Annotated in this window: 21 protein-coding genes; 13 read left to right on the plus strand and 8 right to left on the minus strand. The window is 68.5% G+C overall.

Going from position 1 to position 19,274, the window contains the following annotated elements; translation table 11 throughout:
- The first annotated feature begins 58 nt into the window (after window positions 1–58).
- The gene (locus tag AB0J62_RS22710; RefSeq protein ID WP_363874345.1) at window positions 59–448 is read left to right on the plus strand and encodes a PASTA domain-containing protein; all 390 of its coding nucleotides are present in this window, start codon (window positions 59–61) and stop codon (window positions 446–448) included.
- Between the two features lie 19 nt (window positions 449–467).
- Here AB0J62_RS22710 and AB0J62_RS22715 read toward each other — a convergent pair whose 3' ends face one another.
- Entirely contained in the window at window positions 468–1,112 is a 645-nt protein-coding gene (locus AB0J62_RS22715) for an HAD family hydrolase (RefSeq protein WP_363874348.1), read from the minus strand.
- 43 nt (window positions 1,113–1,155) lie between these two features.
- Here AB0J62_RS22715 and AB0J62_RS22720 point away from each other — a divergent pair, with 43 nt between their 5' ends.
- Genes AB0J62_RS22720 through AB0J62_RS22730 form a run of 3 tightly spaced genes read left to right on the plus strand, consistent with a single transcriptional unit; the run spans window position 1,156 to window position 3,863 of the window.
- Window positions 1,156–1,809 carry a class I SAM-dependent methyltransferase gene (locus AB0J62_RS22720; protein WP_363874351.1) on the plus strand — a complete coding sequence of 218 codons (654 nt, stop codon included), beginning with the start codon at window positions 1,156–1,158 and terminating at the stop codon, window positions 1,807–1,809.
- Window positions 1,806–2,825: a DUF4037 domain-containing protein gene (locus AB0J62_RS22725; protein ID WP_363874354.1), complete on the plus strand. Its 1,020-nt coding sequence runs from the start codon at window positions 1,806–1,808 to the stop codon at window positions 2,823–2,825. The genes AB0J62_RS22720 and AB0J62_RS22725 overlap by 4 nt, the downstream gene beginning before the upstream one ends.
- A 3-nt stretch (window positions 2,826–2,828) precedes the next feature.
- Window positions 2,829–3,863 carry an enolase C-terminal domain-like protein gene (locus AB0J62_RS22730; protein ID WP_363874357.1) on the plus strand — a complete coding sequence of 345 codons (1,035 nt, stop codon included), beginning with the start codon at window positions 2,829–2,831 and terminating at the stop codon, window positions 3,861–3,863.
- On the opposite strand, the gene AB0J62_RS22735 is transcribed toward AB0J62_RS22730, so the two are convergent.
- Window positions 3,860–4,555: an SDR family oxidoreductase gene (locus AB0J62_RS22735; RefSeq protein ID WP_363874360.1), complete on the minus strand. Its 696-nt coding sequence runs from the start codon at window positions 4,553–4,555 to the stop codon at window positions 3,860–3,862. The genes AB0J62_RS22730 and AB0J62_RS22735 overlap by 4 nt on opposite strands.
- A gap of 165 nt (window positions 4,556–4,720) precedes the next feature.
- Between AB0J62_RS22735 and AB0J62_RS22740 the strand changes: the two genes are divergently transcribed.
- The 5 genes from AB0J62_RS22740 (at window position 4,721) to AB0J62_RS22760 (ending at window position 10,465) form a co-directional block, all read left to right on the plus strand.
- The gene (locus AB0J62_RS22740; protein ID WP_363874363.1) at window positions 4,721–5,731 is read left to right on the plus strand and encodes an acetylxylan esterase; all 1,011 of its coding nucleotides are present in this window, start codon (window positions 4,721–4,723) and stop codon (window positions 5,729–5,731) included.
- A 95-nt stretch (window positions 5,732–5,826) separates the two neighbouring features.
- Window positions 5,827–6,240: a glyoxalase superfamily protein gene (locus tag AB0J62_RS22745; RefSeq protein ID WP_363874366.1), complete on the plus strand. Its 414-nt coding sequence runs from the start codon at window positions 5,827–5,829 to the stop codon at window positions 6,238–6,240.
- 118 nt (window positions 6,241–6,358) lie between these two features.
- A complete protein-coding gene (locus AB0J62_RS22750; protein WP_363874369.1) occupies window positions 6,359–7,321 on the plus strand; it encodes an RNA polymerase subunit sigma-70 in 963 nt (320 codons plus the stop codon).
- A 10-nt stretch (window positions 7,322–7,331) separates the two neighbouring features.
- On the plus strand, window positions 7,332–8,099 hold the full coding sequence (locus AB0J62_RS22755) for a beta-phosphoglucomutase family hydrolase (RefSeq protein ID WP_363874372.1): 768 nt from the start codon (window positions 7,332–7,334) through the stop codon (window positions 8,097–8,099).
- Window positions 8,096–10,465: a glycoside hydrolase family 65 protein gene (locus AB0J62_RS22760; protein ID WP_363874375.1), complete on the plus strand. Its 2,370-nt coding sequence runs from the start codon at window positions 8,096–8,098 to the stop codon at window positions 10,463–10,465. Before AB0J62_RS22755 ends, AB0J62_RS22760 begins: the two co-directional genes overlap by 4 nt.
- Before the next feature lie 31 nt (window positions 10,466–10,496).
- Here AB0J62_RS22760 and AB0J62_RS22765 read toward each other — a convergent pair whose 3' ends face one another.
- Window positions 10,497–10,766, minus strand: coding sequence for a hypothetical protein (locus AB0J62_RS22765; RefSeq protein ID WP_134102922.1), 270 nt, complete (start codon window positions 10,764–10,766; stop codon window positions 10,497–10,499).
- 115 nt (window positions 10,767–10,881) lie between these two features.
- Window positions 10,882–11,700: a hypothetical protein gene (locus AB0J62_RS22770; protein WP_363874379.1), complete on the minus strand. Its 819-nt coding sequence runs from the start codon at window positions 11,698–11,700 to the stop codon at window positions 10,882–10,884.
- Window positions 11,701–11,813: 113 nt separating this feature from the next.
- Between AB0J62_RS22770 and AB0J62_RS22775 the strand changes: the two genes are divergently transcribed.
- Both AB0J62_RS22775 and AB0J62_RS22780 read left to right on the plus strand, forming a co-directional pair.
- Window positions 11,814–12,917 carry a crosslink repair DNA glycosylase YcaQ family protein gene (locus tag AB0J62_RS22775; protein ID WP_363874382.1) on the plus strand — a complete coding sequence of 368 codons (1,104 nt, stop codon included), beginning with the start codon at window positions 11,814–11,816 and terminating at the stop codon, window positions 12,915–12,917.
- Window positions 12,918–12,948: 31 nt separating this feature from the next.
- Window positions 12,949–14,343, plus strand: coding sequence for a ricin-type beta-trefoil lectin domain protein (locus AB0J62_RS22780; RefSeq protein WP_363874385.1), 1,395 nt, complete (start codon window positions 12,949–12,951; stop codon window positions 14,341–14,343).
- On the opposite strand, the gene AB0J62_RS22785 is transcribed toward AB0J62_RS22780, so the two are convergent.
- Complete coding sequence (locus tag AB0J62_RS22785) at window positions 14,242–15,171, minus strand: DMT family transporter (RefSeq protein ID WP_363874388.1); 930 nt, start codon at window positions 15,169–15,171, stop codon at window positions 14,242–14,244. The genes AB0J62_RS22780 and AB0J62_RS22785 overlap by 102 nt on opposite strands.
- 81 nt (window positions 15,172–15,252) lie before the next feature.
- Here AB0J62_RS22785 and AB0J62_RS22790 point away from each other — a divergent pair, with 81 nt between their 5' ends.
- A complete protein-coding gene (locus AB0J62_RS22790; RefSeq protein ID WP_363874391.1) occupies window positions 15,253–16,149 on the plus strand; it encodes a LysR family transcriptional regulator in 897 nt (298 codons plus the stop codon).
- 55 nt (window positions 16,150–16,204) lie between these two features.
- A complete protein-coding gene (locus AB0J62_RS22795) occupies window positions 16,205–16,762 on the plus strand; it encodes a hypothetical protein (RefSeq protein WP_363874394.1) in 558 nt (185 codons plus the stop codon).
- Here AB0J62_RS22795 and AB0J62_RS22800 read toward each other — a convergent pair.
- Genes AB0J62_RS22800 through AB0J62_RS22810 form a run of 3 tightly spaced genes read right to left on the minus strand, consistent with a single transcriptional unit; the run spans window position 16,759 to window position 19,255 of the window.
- The gene (locus AB0J62_RS22800; protein WP_363874397.1) at window positions 16,759–17,523 is read right to left on the minus strand and encodes an SDR family oxidoreductase; all 765 of its coding nucleotides are present in this window, start codon (window positions 17,521–17,523) and stop codon (window positions 16,759–16,761) included. The two genes, AB0J62_RS22795 and AB0J62_RS22800, sit on opposite strands and share 4 nt — an antisense overlap.
- 59 nt (window positions 17,524–17,582) lie before the next feature.
- Entirely contained in the window at window positions 17,583–17,780 is a 198-nt protein-coding gene (locus tag AB0J62_RS22805) for a DUF1918 domain-containing protein (RefSeq protein ID WP_363874400.1), read from the minus strand.
- A 56-nt stretch (window positions 17,781–17,836) separates the two neighbouring features.
- Window positions 17,837–19,255, minus strand: a complete 1,419-nt coding sequence (locus tag AB0J62_RS22810) for a HAMP domain-containing sensor histidine kinase (protein ID WP_363874403.1) — start codon at window positions 19,253–19,255, stop codon at window positions 17,837–17,839.
- Window positions 19,256–19,274 lie beyond the last annotated feature (19 nt).

The following is a 19,274-nucleotide window of genomic DNA, read 5'->3' on the forward strand; positions in this document are numbered from 1 at the left end:
AGTGTGTTAGGTCTTTTGGCGAATGGGGTATTGGTATCTGGTGGCTCGGGGATGGTTGGTGCCTGCACTCGGCTCGCTGCTCGTGCTGACAGCGTGCGGAGCTTCCGGCACGGCCGGGGCTCAACCCACGGCGACCGTGACGGTCACGCAGACGGTGACCGCACCCGGAGCCAGTGCGCCGTCGATTACTGCTCCGCAAAGCAGTGCGCCGCGACCGTCCGTCGAGGCGGGCGTTGTGCCGAACGTCGTTGGCCTCAACCACCAGCTGGCCCAGGACACCATGCAAGCCGCCGGCTTCTACTTCCTCACCGAAGAAGACGCCACCGGTCAGGGCCGCCTGCTGATCAACGACCGCAATTGGGTCGTCGTCTCCCAGCAACCGGCCGGCGGCACCCACGCAACCCCCGACATCAAGATCATCCTGCGCTCGAAGAAGATCGGTGAGTGAGAAGGGCCGACCTGGTCGTTCAGCCTAGCTGGCGGATGGCCTCGGCGATCGAGTTGGTGACCGGGGCGCCGGTTGCCTCCAAGGATGACCGTGACATTGCGCCGGTCGAGACGAGGATGCACTGGGTGCCGGCTGCTTGGGCGGCCTCGCTGTCGTCGACGACATCGCCGATCAGTACGACGGTTGCCGGGTCGAGCTGTTGCGCTTCGAGGTGGCGGACGAGGCTGTCGGCCTTCGACCCGCCGCCGATGGCAGCGGCCAGCCCGTCCACGCGAGTGAAGTACGACGTGAGCCCGTACTGCTCGACGGTCGGAGTCAGCCGTGCGTGGAACCACATCGACAGCAACGACTGCGTCCGCCCGCTCTCGGCGCACTGCCGCAGTACGTCGAGAGTGCCGCTGGCGAGCTCACACGTGTGCAGCAGCGCGTCGTACCGCTCGTGGTAGAGCTTGTCGACCCGCGCCCACTCCTCCTCGTCGAGGGTCCGCTGCAGGATCTGCTCGTAGGAGACCTGCATAGGCCGCGCGTACGCCGCCTGCCACTCGACCCAACTGAGTTCCGGCCGACCGAACCCGGCACAAACCTCGTTGACGGCGGCTAGTACGGCGTGATTGTCATTGAGCAGCGTCCCGTTCCAGTCCCACACCACATGCGAAGCCTTCATCTGGGCAACTGTAGACGGGCTCTCAGACTGGAAAGGTGGCCTAGTGGGTCAGATCACGGAGCTGACACAGGTAGTACCTGCGGACCCCGGCAAGCCGATTCGTCCCGAGGCAGCGTCCAGCCAGCGCACCTCGCGCGAGCTCGCAGAGCACCCGGACACGTGGTCGCACGAGCAGGCCGACGAGGTCGTACGCCGCTACACCGAGCTGGCTCCGGTCTGGGACGGTGACCGCGGTGTCTACCGCTCTGTCCCACTGAGCGACGCATTACAGCGCGGTGGGCCGTGGCCCGACGGACTGTGCCTGGAGGTCGGCTGCGGGACCGGACTGCTCTCCGCACCCATCCGGGAGGTCTGGCCGGAGGTGATCAGCCTCGATCTGACCTGGGCGATGCTCAGTCGTTCACCTGCTCCGTGGCGTGTCCTGGGAGATGCGTCGCAACTGCCCGTCGGCGACGCGTCGGCACGCGCGGTCGTGCTGGCCGACGCACCTCTGTTTGCTGATGAGGTTGTGCGGACGCTGACGCCGGACGGGGTGGTCGTGTGGTCCAACGCGCTCGGTGAGGACGCACCGCATCACGTACCGATCGAGACTGTGCTGGGCGCGTTGGAGAAGGCTTCGCAAGCGGACTGGTCTGCGGTGATGTCTCATGCTGGCTGGGGTTTATGGGCCGTGCTGCGCCGAGGGGAGGTGGCATGAGGTTTCGGAGTGCGGGGGAGATCGGGGTTGGGTTTCACTCGGACGTGATCGCGCCTCTGGTGGGGGAGGTTGGGTATGCGGCTGGGCTGCTTGGCTGGGGATCGGATGTGCTTGGGTATGACACCGAACGCTCGACGGACCACGGGTGGGGGCCGCGGGTTGTTGTGCTGGTGGATGCGGGTGAGGTCGAGCGGGTGCGGAAGGCCGTCGACGATGGGCTGCCGAGCGAGTACGACGGACATCCGGTCCGCTTCGGTTGGGACAGTCAAGAGCCGGTGCACCACGTCACGGTCGCGACGCTGGGCGACTGGCTGCGTGGACAGCTGGGATTCGATGCGTCGCAGGGCATCGGGATCGCGGACTGGTTGGTCACGCCGCAGCAGCAGTTGCTAGGCGTCGTCGCTGGTCGGGTGTACGCCGACGACGGACGGCTGGCCGCGGTACGCGATGCGCTCGCCTGGTACCCGGACCAGATCTGGCGTTGGCTGCTCGCCTGCCAGTGGTCGCGGATCGCGCAGGAGGAGGCGTTCGTCCAGCGCACGTACGAGGTGGGAGACGAGCTCGGGTCCCGGGTTGTCACAGCTCGCCTGGTGCGTGACGTGATGCGCTTGGCGTTGCTGCAATCCCGCACCTATGCGCCGTACACGAAATGGCTGGGTACGGCGTTCGCGCGACTCGATCACGCCGACGGGCTGGACCAAGCGCTCGCCGACGCGACCGCGGCCGTACGGTTCGCTGATCGTGAGCAGGCGCTCATCACGGCGTACGAGCTGGTCGCGCGCCGCCACAACGCGCTCGGCATCACCGAGGAGATCGACCCGGAGCCACGGCCGTATTTCACCCGGCCGGCTCAGGTGATCGACGCGGGTCGCTTCGTGCGTGCGTGTCTGGCGACAGTCACCGACGACGCGGTGGCCCGGTGCGGGTTGATCGGGTCGATCGATCAGTTCGCCGACAACACCGACGTCCTCAGCAATCCGGAGGCGTTCCGCAAGTTCGTCGCTGTCTATCGTTGAGCGATGACCCTCGCCAGCCACGTCATCCGCTCCGTCACGACCGCCGACCACCATTACGACTACCTCCGCACGATCGGCCGCAACTCGTTCCTCGGTAGTCATGGGAACGGCGGCAAGCAAACGGTCTACGTCGTGGAGACCGACCGCGGCGCAACCGGCTGGGGTCTGCCGCTGTACGACGCCGACCCGCGCGCGCTGATCGGTCGCAACCTGGCCGAGCTGATCGACCCGGATCGCGGCGTGATCGACCCGGCGGCGGAGTTCCTGGACTACCCGCTGCACGACCTCGCGGCCCGGATCCTCGACGTACCCGTCTACGCGATGCTCGGTGGCCACGGCCCGACCCGGGTGCGCTGTTACAGCGGCGGCATCTACTTCGACGACCTCGACCACGGGCTGGAGGCGATCCGGACCAACCTCGCGCAGGACCATGCCTTCGGGTTCCGCGACTTCAAGCTGAAGATCGGCCGCGGCCACCGCTGGATGGATTCGCGCGCCGGCCTCGCGCGCGACATCGAGGTGACCCGGCTGACGCGCGAGCTGTACCCGGACGCCGGGATCCTTGTCGACGGCAACGACGGGTTCACCCTCAACGGCCTGTTCGAGTACCTCGACGGCGTCGCCGACTGCGACCTGTACTGGATCGAGGAGCCGTTCCAGGAACGCCGGCCTGATCTGCAGGCGCTCCGCGAACGCCTGCAGACGATGACGAACCGGCCGAAGGTTGCCGACGGCGAATACGACCCGGATGTGGACCACGTACTCCGTCTGGCCGGCGAAGGCCTCGTCGACGTGGCCCTGATGGACGTCATCGGGCACGGCCTCACCGCCTGGCGTCGCACCATGCCGCAACTCGCCTCCGAAGCCTCACCGCACGCCTGGGGAGTCCCGCTCAAGACCCTGTACGCCGCTCACCTCGCAGCCGGCCTGGGCAACATTCCGATCGTCGAAGGCGTCCCGGGACCCGGCGCCTACACGCTCGAGGCCGGGTACGTCGTCCTGTCCGAGGAGCCGGGTTTCGGCCTCGCCCTCCCCTAGGTCAGAGGTTCGCCGCCGTCCACGCGCAGCGTCGTACCGGTCACGAAGCTGTTGGTCATCGCGAACAGGACGGTCTGCGCGACGTCGTCCGCAGTACCGATCCGCCGGGCCGGGTTGCGTTCGCTGATGTCGCGGAAATAGTCGTCCTTGCCTGCGCCGAGCCCGTCCCACGCGCCCGTGTCGATAACGCCGGGGGAGATCGCGTTCACCCGGATCGGCGCCAGTTCCAGCGCCAGCGAGCGCGCGAGGACGTCGGCCGCGCCGTTGGTGATCGCGACCGCGAGCGTGCCGACGGCGATCTTCGCGGCCGCGACACCGGAGAAGATCGTCAGCGAGCCGCCCGCGTTGATCCGCGGCGCGAGGTGCTTGGCGAGCATCAGCGGACCGATCACTTTCGTGTCGAACGACGCCCGCACCGCGTCCCGGTCGAGGTCCGCGATCTTCCCGCGAGCCCTGGCCGATGCGGTCGAGACGATGTGGTCGACGGTCCCGAGCCGCTCGCCGAGCGCTGCGATCGAAGCCTCGTCGGTCAGGTCGACGTACTCGGTGGTGATACCGGGCTCACCGTCGTACGCCGCCTTCAGCTTGTCCTGACTGCGGCCCGCGGCGACGACCTGCGCGCCGGCATCCCGTGCGGCCAGCGTGACCGCACGGGCGATGCCGCCGCCCCGGCCGACGACCAGAACTGTCATGCCTTGAAGTGTCATGACGCTTACCGAACACGAGCGGCCGGCCGGCTCGCATCCGCCACTGGCTGGCCTTCAAACCTCCTGGCGTTTGGTGTACTCCTTCGTGACTATGTCCGGTATCGGAGATCGTTTACCGGCGAGGCCGCGGTGGGCGTAGGTTTGTCGCTCATGGCCATGTTCGACCTTTCCCTCGACAAGCTCCGCGAGTACCGGCCCGAGGTGGCCGCGCCCGCCGACCTGGTCGACTTCTGGCGCCGTTCCATCGAGAAGGCGCGCACCGACGACCTGTCCGCCTCGTTCACGCTGATCGACAACAAGCTGGCGCTGATCGACACCTACGACGTCACGTACTCCGGCTTCGGCGGTACGCCGGTCAAGGGCTGGCTGCACCTGCCGGCAGGCGCGACCGGCCCGCTGCCGACCGTCGTGCAGTACCACGGCTACTCGGGCGGCCGTGGCTTCCCGCACGCGACCACGCTGTGGGCGCAGGCTGGCTATGCCCACTTCGTGATGGATACCCGCGGTCAGAGCTACGGCGCCGGCGGTCTGGACGCCACGCCGGACGACACGCCGTACGCCGGTCTGAACCACACGCCGGGCTTCATGACAGCGGGTATCACCGACCCGGAGACCTACTACTACCGCCGGGTGTTCATCGACGCGGTCCGTGCGCTCGACGCGGTGAAGACGTCGCCGCTGGTCGACCCGGACAAGCTGATCGTCACCGGCGGCAGCCAGGGCGGCGGCATCTCGATCGCCGCGGCCGGTCTCGCACCGATCGCCGGTATCGAGCTGCTCGGCTGCGCGCCCGACGTACCGTTCCTGTGTCACTTCGAGCGGGCGCTGCAGATCACCGACAAGGACCCGTACGGCGAGATCACGCGGTACCTGAAGGGGTTCCGGCAGGACGTCGACGCGGCACTGCGGACGCTGAGCTACTTCGACGGCGTCAACCTCGGACGGCTCGCCACGGCGCCCACGCTGTTCTCGGTCGCGCTGATGGATGCGACCTGCCCGCCCTCGACGGTGTTCGCGGCGTACAACCACTACGGCGCCACCGGGAGCGAGCAGAAGGACATCGAGGTCTACCAGTACAACAACCACGAGGGCGGCCAGACGTACCAGCAGCTGGCTCAGCTCGACTGGTTCGCGCAGATCTTCGGGGCCGCGACGAAGTAGTCATCGACGGACCGATGAGTTTGCGGTCCGGCCGTCGTTACACGGTCATTGATGTCGGTCAGACTGGGACCGACCGTGACCGCGGGAGGCCGCAGATGGACTGGAAACTCGAGCTCGTGATCGTGCCGGTGTCGGACGTGGATCGGGCGAAGAAGTTCTACACCGACCAGCTCGGGTTCGCCGAGGACGTCGACCACCGGGCCGGCGACTCGTTCCGGGTCGTGCAGCTGACCCCGCCCGGGTCGGCCTGCTCGATCACGATCGGGACCGGCGTGACCTCGGCGAAGCCGGGCAGCTACCAGGGCACCCACCTGGTGGTGAAGGACATCGAGGCGGCTCGCGCCGAGCTGATCGGCCGTGGCGTGGACGTCAGCGAGCCCTTCCACTTCGGCACCGAGGGCAAACAGGACGGTGTGCACCCCGACCGCTCCGACTACAACAGCTTCCTGTCCTTCGACGACCCGGACGGCAACAACTGGACCGTCCAGGAGGTCGGGCACCGGTCATGACTGTGCTTTTGGCCGGGTCTCCGACACCGGCGTGGTCATGGGGCTGTAACTCCCGGCCTTCCCTCGTCGCTCCGGTCGCTTCGCTCCCTCCGCTCCTCAGTCCAGGCCGGGAGGCCCCATGACCCTGGAAGAGGCGGCGTTCGCGGGCGACGAGGCCGCGTTCGCCGACCTCGCGGGCCGGCACCGGCGCGAGCTCCACGTGCATTGCTATCGCATGCTCGCGTCGTACGACGATGCCGAGGACGCCGTGCAGGAGACGCTGCTGCGGGCGTGGCGCAGCCGCGATCAGTACGACGGGCGTACCTACTTCCGCGCCTGGCTGTACCGGATCGCGACCAACGTGTGCCTGGACGTCAACCGACGACAGACCCGGCGCAGTACGTCGCCCGGCGACATGGCGTGGCTACAGCCGTATCCGGATCGGTTGCTCGACGAGATCGCTCCGCCGGCCGACCAGCCCGACGCGGTCGCGGTGGACCGGGAGACGATCGAGCTCACGTTCCTGATCGCCCTGCAGGCGTTGCCTGCTCGTCAGCGCGCCGCACTCATCGCGCGTGACGTCCTCGGTTGGTCCGCGTCGGAGACTGCCGGCCTGTTGGAGACGAGCGTTGCCGCGGCCAACAGTGCGCTCCAGCGCGCCCGCGTGACGATGCAGCAACGCCTGCCGGCCCGACGCTCCGACTGGAGTGCGCCGCGCCCGACGGCCGAGGAGCGCGAGGTGCTGGATCGCTTCATCGACGCGCACCAGCGGTGTGACGCGGCGGCGGCGATCGCGATCGCGGCCGAGGACCTGCGGATCTCGATGCCGCCTGACCAGCTGACGTTCACCGGCCTGACCGCGTGCCTCCCGTTGTTCGAGCGAGGCATGGGGCCGAAGCGCGACGGCGAGTGGCGGCTGGTGCCGACCGCGGCAAACCGGTTGCCCGCGGCAGCGTCGTACCTGATGCGTCCGGGGGACACGGTGTGGCGGGCGTTCAAGCTCGACGTGCTGTGGGTCAGCGACCACAAGATCGTCGAGATCACCACCTTCGGCTACTCCCGTTTCCCCGCCTTTGGCCTGCCGGACCGCTTGACCGCCTAATGTGGTCCTCATGCTGGGACTACCTGCGGGGATCCGGGCCTGTCTCTTCGACCTGGATGGTGTGCTGACCGACACCGCTGCCGTCCACGCCGCCGCGTGGAAAGAGATGTTCGACGATTTCCTCCGCGCCTATTCGGAGCAGCACGGGATCGCCTTCAATGCCTTCGACGCCCGGGCGGAGTACGACGCCTATGTCGACGGCAAGCCACGGGCGGACGGGGTGCGGGACTTCCTGACCGCGCGTGGCATCACGCTGCCTGTCGGCGCCGCGGACGATCCGCCGGATGCCATGACCGTGAACGGCCTCGGCAACCGGAAGAACGAAGCAGTCCAGCGCCGGATCCGGACCGAGGGCGTGCACGTGTTCGAAGGCTCCCGGCAGTACCTCCGGGCCGCCGAGCAGGCCGGAATCCGCCGTGCCGTGGTGTCGTCGAGCGCGAACACCCGCGAGGTGCTGGACGTCACCGGACTCGCCAAGTACGTCGAGCAGATCGTCGACGGCGTGACGATCCGGACCGAAGGCCTGAAGGGCAAGCCGGCGCCGGACACGTTCCTTGCTGCGGCCAAGCGCTTCGGCCTCGACCCGTCCGAGGCCGTCGTGTTCGAGGACGCCCTGGCCGGGGTGTCGGCCGGCCGCTCGGGCCACTTCGGGTACGTGGTCGGAGTGGACCGCGTCGGTCAGGCCGCCGAGCTGAAATCGCACGGCGCCGACGTCGTGGTCCGCGACCTGGCAGATCTCTTGTCGACCGACGAGTCAGGAGAGGTGGCGGGCGAATGATCGACCGAGGCCATCACCCCATCGAGCCCTGGCGACTGCGGGAGACCCGTCTCGCGCTCGACAAACTGGCGCAGTCGGAGTCGCTCTTCGCCCAGTCGAACGGACATATCGGCCTGCGCGGCAACCTCGACGAAGGCGAGCCGTACGCGATCCCCGGCACATACCTGAACTCGTTCTACGAGCAGCGCCCCCTCCCGTACGCCGAAGCAGGCTACGGCTACCCGGAGTCCGGGCAGACGCTCGTCGACGTGACCAACGGCAAGCTGATCCGGTTGATGGTCGACGACTCGCCGTTCGACATCCGCTATGGGTACCTGACCAAGCACGAGCGGTCGCTCGACTTCCGCACCGGCATTCTCGAACGCGACGTCGACTGGACCTCGCCGGGCGGCAAGCGGATCAAGGTCCGCAGCCGGCGTCTGGTGTCGCTGACCCAGCGCGCGATCGCCGCGATCGAGTACATCGTCGAGCCGGTCGACCAGTCGGCCCGGTTCGTGATCCAGTCCGAGCTGGTCGCCAACGAGGCGCAACCGAAGCTGTCCGACGACCCGCGTGTCGCGGCAGTGCTCGACAACCCGCTGAAGCCGGTCAGCCACGACGGCGGCGAGCACGGCGTCGTACTGATCCACCGGACCATGCGCAGCCAGCAGTTGATGGCGGCCGCGATGTCGCACGAGGTGGACACCACGGTCCGGTACGCGATGGACCAGGACGTGCGTGAGGACTGGGCGCGGACCACGGTGATCGCGCACCTGCAGCCCGGCGAGAGTCTGCGCGTCGTGAAGTACCTGGCGTACGGCTGGTCCAGCCTGCGTTCGGAGACAGCGATCCGGGACCAGGTCGCAGCAGCCATCGCGAGCGCGCAGTTCTCCGGCTGGGACGGACTGACCAAGCAGCAGGTCGACTTCCTCGACGACTTCTGGGACGGTGCTGACGTCGAGGTGCAAGGGCATCCGGAACTGCAGCAGGCGGTGCGATTCGCGCTCTTCCACGTGCTGCAGGCCGGTGCGCGCGCCGAGCGTCGCGCGATCCCGTCGAAGGGGCTGACCGGTGCCGGGTACGACGGGCACACCTTCTGGGACACCGAGGGCTTCGTCCTGCCGGTGCTGACCTACACAATGCCCGACGCTGCCGCAGACGCGTTGCGGTGGCGACATTCGATCCTCGAGCTGGCCAAGGAGCGGGCCGAGGTCCTCGGCTTCAAAGGCGCGGCCTTCCCGTGGCGGACGATCCGCGGCCAGGAGTGCTCCGGCTACTGGCCTGCCGGGACTGCGGCGTTCCACCTCAACGCCGACATCGCCGAAGCGGTCATGCGCTACCACACCGCCACCGCCGACGACGCCTTCCTCGAAGAGGTCGGGTTGGAGCTGCTCGCGGAGACGGCCCGGCTCTGGATGTCGCTGGGACACCACGACCGCAACGGCCGCTGGCACCTGCCCGGCGTGACCGGCCCGGACGAGTACAGCGCCGTTGCCGACGACAACGTTTTCACCAACCTGATGGCGGCGCGCAACCTGAGGTTCGCGGCGGAGGTCTCGGTCAAGCTGCCGGCGAGGGCCCGCGAGCTGGGCATCGACGTCGAGGAGGAGGCCGCGTGGCGGGACGCGGCCGCTGCCGTGTACGTGCCGTACGACAAGGATCTCGGCGTACACCCGCAGTCCGAAGGGTTCACCGGCTACGCCGTGTGGGACTTCGACGCCTACAAGAACAAGTACCCGCTGCTGCTGCACGCGCCGTACTTCCAGCTGTACCGCACGCAGGTGGTGAAGCAGGCCGACCTGATCCTGGCGACCTTCTGGTGCGGTGACGCGTTCACCGCCGAGGAGAAGGCGCGGAACTTCGACTACTACGAGCGGCTGACGGTGCGGGACTCGTCGTTGTCCGCGTGCGTGCAGGCCGTGATGGCTGCTGAGGTAGGGCATCTGGACCTCGCGTACGACTACGCGTACGAGGCCGCGCTGATCGACATGCGCAACCTCCACCACAACACCGGCGACGGTCTGCACATGGCGTCGCTCGGTGGCGCGTGGAGTGCGCTGGTCTGCGGCTTCGGCGGCTTGCGCGACCGCGACGGCCACCTGTCGTTCGATCCAGCGCTGCCGACCGGGCTCGGCGGGCTGAGCTTCTCGATCCGGTGGCGTGGGGTCCGGTTGAAGGTGGAGATCGACCCGCTGGCGGTGAAGTACACCGTCCACAACGGGCCGGACGCCGAGGTCACCTTCCGGCACGCCGGCGAGGAGATCACGGTCCGGGCCGAGCAGCCGGTCGTCCGGACGCTGGAGAAGCGCCGCCCGTTGCTGCCCCGGCCGCCGCAACCGCCGGGCCGCGAGCCGCGGCCGGCGATGGCGATCAACGAGGGCGGCTGATTCTCACCGGCTGATTCTTGCCGGGTGACGGTTACCGGGTGATGGACGAGTTCTTGTGCCGGGCCGACAGCGACTCGGCCGTGCCGACCAGCAGCACCGACGAGATCACCGCGATGATGAAGCCGAACACGTTCAGCTCGAAGATGCTGCCGGTGCCGAGGATCGCGGCGATCGTGCCGCCGATCACCGAGCCGGCCAGGCCGAGCAGCAACGTGGCGAGCAGGCCGAGCTTCTGCTTGCCGGGCGTGAAGAGCCGGGCCAACGCTCCGATGACGAGTCCGGCGATGATGAAGCCGATCATGGCTGAAGACCTCCGAGGGTCGAACGGTAGGACTCCAGTCTCCGGCCGCGGCGGCGCCGGCGGCAGTGGAGTTCTCCCTGACCGGACCCCGATCCGACCCTGGGTCCAGCTCTGGTCAGGTCCGTGCGGTGGTGAGGAGCAGGTCGCTGTTGACCTTCAGCCTGGGCGTCGCCTGCAGCTCACTGAGCACTGCGGTCGCAAGCTCATCGGCGGCGTCCGGGCTGCTGTGCAACAGGGCCTGATAGCTGTTCCGGCAGGGTGAACCGGGGGCGAGGATCTCGACGTACTGCTCGATGTCCGACAGCGTCGGCTTGCCCTTGATGACGTCCGCGGTGCTCTTCGCGCACCTGATCAGTGTCGGCTGTGTCCGGGCCAGGCTGTTGTTGTCGAGCAACTGGTCCGCGAGTGCCTTCGTCAGGAAGTACTGCGCGGTGGTCCCCTTGTCCTGCAGGTACCGTGCCGTGGCGAACTCCTTGAGGCTGTCGCTGAGCACGCAGACCCCCCACTCCGGTGGTACGACGATGACCTGGTTCTTGGGCATGAACACGGGGATGTCCAGGACCCCGGCGAGACCGCCGCTGTTGTTGACGGCGATCAGGGCGGCTCGCGACGGCAGGTCGGTCGGATTCCCGGACGGCGCGGCGATCAGCCGGCTGGTGAAGCCCGCGTCCGGCATGATGATGACCGTCAGTCCGCCGATGTTCTTGAGCAGTAGCGACGTTCGGGTCGGATCGGTGGTCGCGGCCAGCGCGACGCCGTCCGCCTGGGCCTCCGCCGGGAGTTCCTCGGTGGAATGCGAGCAATCGGCCGCGGCCTTGACCGGACCCGTGGTTCGCGGAAGGACGATCGAGGGGGTTTCGGTCACCGGGCTCGAACCGTTCGAACCTTCGGTGCTCGAACAACCGGCGACGGCCAGCAGCACCGCCCCGGACATGAGTGCCCAACCACGTAGCGTCACGATCAACCCCCCGATCCCGAGCCCCAGGTCCCCACCTAGCTCGGCCTTCGTCCCAGAATACTGTCCGATCCCTCGCCTAGTCTCTCTTTGTGACCGTTCATCAGGTGTCGAAGCGAGACGCGCGACGGCTGGCCGTGCGCGCGCAGCTGCTGACAAGTGAGCGGCCGGACGACCTGTTCGACGTCGTGCGCGGGCTGAACGTGATCCAGCTCGACCAGACGGCGTACGTCGCACCGAACGCCGACCTGGTCGCGTGGAGCCGGCTCGGTTCGACGTACGACGCTGCTGAGCTCGCGGATGCCCTGGCGACGCAGCAGCTGCTCGAGCTGCGTGGGTTCGTGCGGTTGCCGGAGACGCTGGCGCTGTTCCGCGCCCAGATGGAGGCGTGGCCGTCGGACGGCGAGCCGCTGGACTGGCAGCAGTACCGCGCCGACTGGGTCAAGTCGAACGAGGGCTGCCGGCTCGACATCCTCGAGCGGCTGCGTCAGGACGGTCCGCTGGTGATGCGCGAGCTGCCGGACACCTGCGTGCGGCCGTGGAAGTCGAGCGGCTGGACCAACAACCGCAACGTGTCGCAGCTGCTCGAGTTCATGATGCAGCGCGGCGAGGTGGCGATCGCGGGTCGCGACGGACGGGACCGCCTGTGGGACCTGGCGTCCCGGGTGTACCCCGACGACCCGGTCGTGCCGCTGGAGAAGGCGGCCCGGATCCGCGACGAGCAACGGTTGCGTTCGATGGGGATCCTGCGGGCCAAAGGTCCGGTCTGCCCGGGCGAACCGCTCGACGCCGGCCAGGCGGGGGAGCGGGCCGTGGTCGACGGCGTCCGCGGCGAGTGGCGGATCGATCCGGAGCTGCTCGACCAGCCGTTCAGCGGGCGTACGGCGATCCTCTCGCCGCTGGACCGACTGGTGTACGACCGGAAGCGGCTCGGCGAGATCTTCGACTTCGACTACCAGTTGGAGATGTACAAACCGGTCGCGAAACGCAGATGGGGGTACTTCGCGCTGCCGATCCTGCACAACGACCGGCTGGTCGGGAAGCTCGACGCGATGTCCGACCGCAAGGCCGGGGTCTTCCGGGTCGCCGCGATCCACGAGGACGAGCCGTTCTCGAAGACGCTGACCGCGGCCGTGCACCGCGAGATCCGCGATCTGGCCACCTGGCTGCGCCTGGAACTCGTGCTGAACTCTTGACGGATGGCCATGTTCACGTAAACATCACCGGGTGAGGTCAACCGCTCGCAGTATCGCCACAGTCCTGCTGTCCCTCGTCACGCTAGCTTCCGGGCTGGTGTCCGGGCTGGCTCTGCCGGCCGCGGCCGGTCCGCCGCGGACCGACGACTTCCGCGGCGTGAACTGGGCCGATCCGCGCGACAACTACGCCCACGACGAGGTGGTCCCGTCCGGCCTGAGTACGGCGGACGACTACCGGACGACCTACCGCAAGGCGACCGGAATCGTCGGCGAGTTCCGCAAGGAGCTCAAGGCGAACACGATCCGTCTGCCGATCAACCCGTCGAGCGTGGGCACTCCCTGGTGGAACTCGTACCGCGCCGCCATCGACGCGTCGGTCGCGGGCGGGTTCAAGGTCATCCTCAGCTATTGGGAGGCCGACAACGCCAAGGACGGGCGGGTCGACGACCCGGCCGCGTACGCCGCGATGTGGGACACCGTCGTGAAGGCGTACGGGCGCAACCCGCATGTGTACTTCGAGCCGATGAACGAGCCGTTCGGGTATTCGCTGACCGAGTGGGTGTCGCTGACGTCGGCGTGGATCGCCCGGCACAACGACGTACCGCGCGGGCGGATCGTGATCTCGGGCACCGGCTACAACGACAACGTGACCGGAGTCGGCGCGGCGCCCGAGCTGCAGGGCACGCTGCTGTCGCTGCACTTCTACGGCTTCTGGGCCTCCGACACCACCGAGTCCGCCTGGCTGGCGAACCTCCGGCCGCGGATCGGTTCGTACGGCTGGCGCACGATCATCGACGAGGCCGGCTCGCCGATGACGATCGGCCTGAACTACGGCAACCACGAGGGCAACGTCTACACGGCGTACCTCGGCGCGCTGACACAGGTCGCCCGCGAGCAGAAGATGGGCATCGTCTACTGGCCGGGCCTGCGCACCGGCGACTCGTACTCGATGACCACGCAGGTCGGTCCGAGCGATCTCCAGGTCAACAGCCAGAGTGGCCGTGACCAGCTGTGGTGGGGCTGGGGTCTGCTCAAGAACGAGCCGACGAACACGCTGCCGCCGGCCCCGCCGGGTGAGCCGCTGCGGGGTGTGGCGAGCGGTCGGTGCGTCGACGTACCGGGCTTCTCGACCAGCCCAGGGACGGCGCTCGACCTGTGGGACTGCAACAACGGCGGCAACCAGTCGTGGAACCAGACCGCCACCGGTCAGCTGACTGTGTACGCCGACAAGTGCCTGACCGCCGGCGCCTCCGCGGCCACCATCGAGAACTGCACCGGCGCCGCCGACCAGACCTGGCAGGTCAACGCCGACCAGACCGTCACCTCAGCGACCGGCTGCCTCACGGCCGCCGGAACGGGCAACGGCGCCGCCGTCATTGTTGCCCCCTGCAACGGATCCGACGACCAGAAGTGGACCCGCTCCTAGTCGTGCCCTGCGTTCGATGGCCTGGCCCCAGGTGGTGCCGGCCAGGAGGAGTACGGCGCCGACCGCGGCGGTGAGCGTCAGCTGCTCGGAGCCGAGTCCGATGCCGATGGCAACGGCCCAGATCGGCTCGGTCCCGAGCAGAAGACTGGCCCGGCTGGCAGACGTGCGCTGGACCGCCCACGTCTGCACGAGGAACGCGAAAACGCTGCAGAACAAGGCGAGATAGGCCAGCTGGAGCCAGCCCACGGCGGGGATCGCGGGCAGGTGAGATACGGCTGGTATCGCGAACAGTGCGGTTCCGACGAGGGTCTGGACCGTGGTCAGCTGCAACGACCTGAGGCCGGTGGCAAGACGTCCGACCAGGGCGACATGGCCGGCTCTGACGACGGCGGCCGCGAGCATGAGCAGGTCGCCGACGCCGGGGACGTGGAGTCCGTGGCTGGACATCAGGAGGCCGACAGCCCCGACGCAGATCGCCGCCGCGAGGTAGAACCGGCCCGGGAGCCGTCGACGATCGAGCAGCGGGGTCAGGATCAGCGTGAGGCTGATGATCAGCCCGGCGTTGGCTGCGCTCGTGTGCGTGACGCCGTACGTCTCGAGGATCAATACGGCGGCCTGCGTCAGCCCGAGGATCCCGCCGATTCGGAGCTCCTTGCGGCTGATGCGTCGTACGAAGAGCAGCAATGCGACGGCGGAGATGGCGTACCGGACGAAGAGCACGGTCAGCACCGGCGTGGACGCGGTCGCCGTCTTGGCGGCGAGGTAGCTCGAACCCCAGACGATGGCGACCAGCAGCAGGAGGAGATCGGTACGGCGGGATGCGGGCACGACTCCAACGGTGACCGCTGAGGACGTTGAAGCCAAGTACCACCTTCTTAAACGACTCTGTAGAACGCCTACAGTGTTGGAATGGACGAACGACAGCTCCGAGTACTCCGGGAGGTCGGCGAGCTGGGGAGCGTGACGGCCGCGGCCGAGGCCATGCTGGTGACCCCGTCCGCGATCTCGCAGCAGCTCAGGCTGCTGCAGCGCTCGATCCCTGTCGCGTTGACCGAGCGCGACGGCCGTCGGGTGGTGCTCACGGCGGCCGGACGTGCGTTGGCCGGGGCGGCGGCGGACGTGGAGTCGGCGTTGGCGCGGGCCCGCCAGGTGGTGGACGATTTCGCCGAGCAGCCGGATGCGGTCGTGTCGGTGTCCGCGTTCCACAGTGCGGCCGCTGCGTTCTTCCCGTCATTGTTGCGGGCAGGGGACGGGCCGCGAGTCAGCTTGCACGACGAGGATGTCGCGCAGGACGAGTTCCCTCCGTTGACCCGGGAGTACGACGTGGTGCTCGCGCATCGGATGGATCATGCGGCCTCCTGGCCGCGGACGGTCGCGGTCACGCCGTTGCTGCACGAGCCGTTGGACGTCGCCGTACCTGTTGGTCATCGGCTGGCGTCGAAGTCCTCACTGTCACCGCGCGAGGTGGCGGGCGAGCCGTGGATCACGGTGCACGACGGGTTTCCGTTGATGGCGACGATCGAGGCGATCGGGGCGGCGGCGAACCGGCGGCTCGAGTTGATCCACCGCGTCAACGAGTTCACCGTGGTCGCGGAGCTGGTTGCCGCGGGCGCCGGTCTGGCGCTGATCCCGCGGTGGACGGCCCGGTCGCATCCGGGGATCGTGCTCGTGCCGATGCGGGGCGTGCACGTACGGCGGCACATCGACGCCTTGCACCGGCCCGAACGCACGGCGCGGCGGGCCGTGCGGACGACGCTCGCGAACCTGCGGGCCGCGGCTGCGACGATCCGGACCGCGAGCGCTTGATAGCCTCCTGACAGTTCGCTCCCCGCCCGGAGCAGTCGTTCCGGGAAAGGGAGACATGACGGGAAGAGTGCGCGGCGTCCTTGCCGCGGTCGCGGTGCTGGCAGTGATCGGCGTGATCGCCGGACCGATGGCGGCCGCGCAGAACCGGCCACCCGGCGTACCGCGTGGCGAGATCGCCATCCCGGTGGCACCGGAGTCGAATGTTGCGTCAAGCAACGGACCGCTGCGAGAGTTCGTGCCGGGCGGCCCGTTCCATGGTGCTCGCGCGGTCGCCATGATGGTGTCCCACGGCGCGCGGACCACCGTCCGGTTTCAAGTCACCGGCGTCGAGCATGCGGCCGGCAGCTTCGGCGCGCACCTGCACACAGGCCCTTGTGTGGCAGGCGATGGCGCGGCCGCCGGACCGCACTACAACACCGACGTGATCGAGGGCCGCAAGCCGGTGCGAATGGACCGCGAGCGCGAGATCTGGCTCGACTTCATCGTCAGCCCGAGCGGCGCAGGTACGGCGTCAACCGTCGTACCCTTCGTCCCCGAACCCGGCAACCGTTCCATCGTCATCCACAGCTCGGCGGGTGCCCGCCTGGCCTGCCTTCCGCTCAGCTGGGATTAGGCCGAGCCGCCGTTGCTCTTCAGCAGTTGGCCATTGACCCACTGGCCTTGCGGGGAGCAGAGGAAATCGACCAGATGAGCGGTGTCCTGGGGCGTGCCCAGCCGGCCGAGCGGGGTCTGCCGGAGACAGGCGTCGCGGACCTCGTCGGTCATCCAGCCGGTGTCGATCGGGCCGGGGTTGACGACGTTCGCGGTCACGCCGAGCTCGGACAACTCCTGCGCCGCCGCGAGCGTGATGCGGTCGAGCGCGCCCTTGCTGGCGCCGTACGGGAGGTTGTGGACGGTGTGGTCGCTGGTCAGCGCGACGATGCGGCCGGTGCCGTGGGCTCCGGCGAAGCGCTGCGCGAACTCACGGATCAGCAGCCAGGTCGCGCGGGCGTTGACCGCGAAGTGCCGGTCGAAGCTCTCGACGGTCGTGTCGAGGATGCTCGAGTCGACGGACTCACAGTGGCACATCACCAGCGCGGTGACCTTGCCCAACTGCTCCTCGGCGGCAGCGAAGATCCGCTCCGGCGCCGTCGGGTCGACGAGATCCGCCTCGATCGGCACCACGGTCGCGCCGAGATCGCTCAGCTCCTTGACGATCTCGTCGGTCGCCCCGGACTGCACACCCCACTGCATGCGGTCGTCGTACGCCGTCCAGTAGGTGAACGCGATGTCCCAGCCCGAGGCGGCCAGCTGACGGGCGATACCGGCGCCGATGCCGACGGTACGGCCGACGCCGGTGACGAGGACGACCGGGCGGGCAGCTGATTGGGTCATGCCGGCGATCCTGCTGGACGGCCCGCCCGGCCGGCAACCGGATTCTTCTCCGCCTTGTGCTAGGTCCCGTGGTTGCTATGGACTATGTGCGCGTCCGGCCCCGGGAAGAAGAGCGACTCGGTGTCGGTGTCGGTCCAGTGCACGAGGTACGGCGGTGCGCCGCCCGGATCGTGCACCTCGACGATCTTCCCCTCGCGCCGGTGTGCCATCAGATGGCTGGTCTCGACCACAACTTGGTCGCCTGCTGCCGCTTTCACCACACCCACCTCCTTCACAATCAGCTTCGTCCCGAAGGGCCGGTCCGCACCACCCCCTACCCGATGTTCGGTAGCGTGACGGTGGCCGTCGTGCCGCCGGTGCTCGACGAGGTGAGCGTGATCGTGCCGTGGTGCGCGCGGGTGATCTCGCGGGCAATGGACAGTCCCAGACCGGAGCCGCCGCTCGCGCGGGAGCGGCTGATGTCGAGCCGGACGAACCGTTCGAACACCCGCAGGCGATCCGCCTCGGGGATCCCGTCGCCGTCGTCCTCGACCGTGACGATCGCCGATCCGTCCTTCTCGGCCGTGGCCAGGTGGACGCTGGTGTGCGCGGCGCGGGCAGCGTTGTCGACGAGGTTCCGCAGTACCTGACTCAATCGCGCCGGGTCGCCGACTACCCGAACCGGGCGGACGTCACCGGTCACCTTCAGCTCGGGCATCGAGCTTCGCAATCGCTGCATCTCGGCCGCGACCAGATCGTCGAGGTCCACGTCCGTCTGCTGCATCCGGATCCCGGTGTCGTCGGCCTTCGCGAGCAGCAGGAGGTCCTCGACGAGCTTCCGCATCCGGTCGGTCTCGGTCCCCATCACCGCACGCAGTTCGTGCCACGCCCGCCCGGTGGTGTCTGCCTCGATGACTTCCAGCGCCGCGGTCAGCGTGGCCAACGGCGACCGCAGCTCGTGGCTGGCGTCGGCCACGAACGCCCGCTGCGTCGCCTGTCCGGTCTCGAGCCGGTCGAGCATCTCGTTCATCGTCACCGCGAGCCGCGCGATCTCGTCCCGCGTCTCCGGCACCGGGACCCGCTCGGTGAGGTCCCGCGTGCCGATGCCCTGCACCCGGGAGCGGATCCGCTCCACCGGGCGCAGCGCCTGCCCGACCATCAGCCACCCGGCCACGCCGACCACGATCAGCAACGCCGGGAACCCGATCACCAGGTACTTCGCGACCGTGGTCACCGTCTGCCGTTGCGTCTCCACCGACGACGCGACCACGACTGTGTACGTCTGCCCGCCGTACGACGCTCCCTGCGCGACGATCAGGTAGTTGTGGTCGTCGTCGATCAACGGCATCTCGCCGACCTCGGCCCGCATCAGCGCCCCCGCCGGGGGACGGAGATCGGTCAACGGCGTGTTGCCGACCCGGCTCGACGAGGCGGCGATGACACGTCCGGCCGGATCCAGGACCTGGACGAGCTGGGTCGCGCGGGTGGTCTCGACCAGATCGCGGGCGAGGCCCGCCGTACCTTCCGAGCTGACCTGGCCGGCCACATCGCCGACCCGGCCCTCAGCCGCGTCGGAGACCTCGGTGATCAGCGCACGCTGCAGGAGCAGCAGCAACGCGGCGGCGCCGAGCATCATCGCGACGGCGACCACGATCACGGCCGCGGCCGTCGAGCGACTCCGCACGCTTGCCTGCCGCCACCCACCCGCGGTCCGGTACCACCCGTCCACCCGCCGTCGCACGACCGTGCTCACCCACACAGTTTCGCAGGTA

It is taken from the genome of Kribbella sp. NPDC049584, assembly GCF_040675555.1.
Taxonomy (GTDB): domain Bacteria; phylum Actinomycetota; class Actinomycetes; order Propionibacteriales; family Kribbellaceae; genus Kribbella.